This is a genomic window from Thiorhodococcus drewsii AZ1 (genome assembly GCF_000224065.1).
Taxonomy (GTDB): Bacteria; Pseudomonadota; Gammaproteobacteria; order Chromatiales; family Chromatiaceae; genus Imhoffiella; species Imhoffiella drewsii.
In genome coordinates this window covers 1-970 of the sequence record NZ_AFWT01000120.1, presented here as the reverse complement: position 1 = coordinate 970, position 970 = coordinate 1, and the positions used below count along the sequence as shown (strand labels likewise).

At 61.3% G+C, this 970-nt stretch carries 1 protein-coding gene and 1 pseudogene; both read left to right on the top strand.

Going from position 1 to position 970, the window contains the following annotated elements:
- Positions 1-685: pseudogene (locus THIDRDRAFT_RS23310) on the top strand (transposase); the annotation flags it as partial.
- A 5-nt stretch (positions 686-690) separates the two neighbouring features.
- The coding region (locus tag THIDRDRAFT_RS26600; RefSeq protein ID WP_007043413.1) for a hypothetical protein at positions 691-970 on the top strand (280 nt) is incomplete at its 3' end.

Below are 970 nucleotides of genomic sequence, written 5' to 3'. Positions count from 1 at the left end.
GTCGTGCGCTACGGCCCACGACCTACCAGACCACCGGCCCCAATCAGGTCTGGTCCTGGGATTGCACCTGGTTGCCCGGACCGGTCAAGGGACTGTTTTCTACCTGGTCATGATCGTCGATATCTACAGCCGCAAGGTTGTCGGCTGGGAGGTCTTTCACAGTGAGCCGGCCCACCACGCGCGCCTGGTCATCGAACGGGCGGTGCTCGCCGAGCGCCTCATCGATCAGCCCCTGGTGCTGCACGCCGATAACGGCAGCGCCTTCAAAGGGGCTACTCTGTTGGAGAAGCTCCATGAACTCAACATCACCCCCTCCTATAGCCGCCCGCGCGTCTCTAACGACAATGCCTACTCCGAGGCGCTGTTTCGCACCTGCAAGTACGTCCCGGACTATCCCGTCGACGGCTTCGCGAGCTTGGAGGACGCCCAGCGATGGGTTCATCGCTTTGTCGGCGGCTACAACACCGAGCATCGACACAGTGCCATCCGCTTCGTCACCCCTGAGCAACGCCATCGTGGGGAGGATCCCCAGATCCTCGCTCAGCGCCACGCCCTCAACCAGGTCGCACGCGACCAACACCCCGAACGCTGGAGTGGGCCAACGCGCAACTGGACGCCGATTACGGTCGTCTCCCTCAACCCGGAGCGCGATCTGGAACACACCCCGTTAGATCACGCGGTGTGACAACGATGCAGGCGACAACTACCTTGACAATTACCGGGCTGAAGCGAATGCTCAGGCCGACCCGCACGGGCCGCGCGGAGATCGACATAAAAAAGATTTCCGGTGAAGGCTTTGCCAGATGCCTGGACGATCGAGAGCAGATCGCGAAGATAAGGGCTCGCGCGGGTTTCCAGGGCGTTCAGCGCTGGCAGCCGTGTCGGCGCATGGAACACCTGCACATTCTGTGTAAGCGTCCGGGGAATTACAGGATTGACCCAAGCGGCTTGATGTCGTCCATTGTCAGAT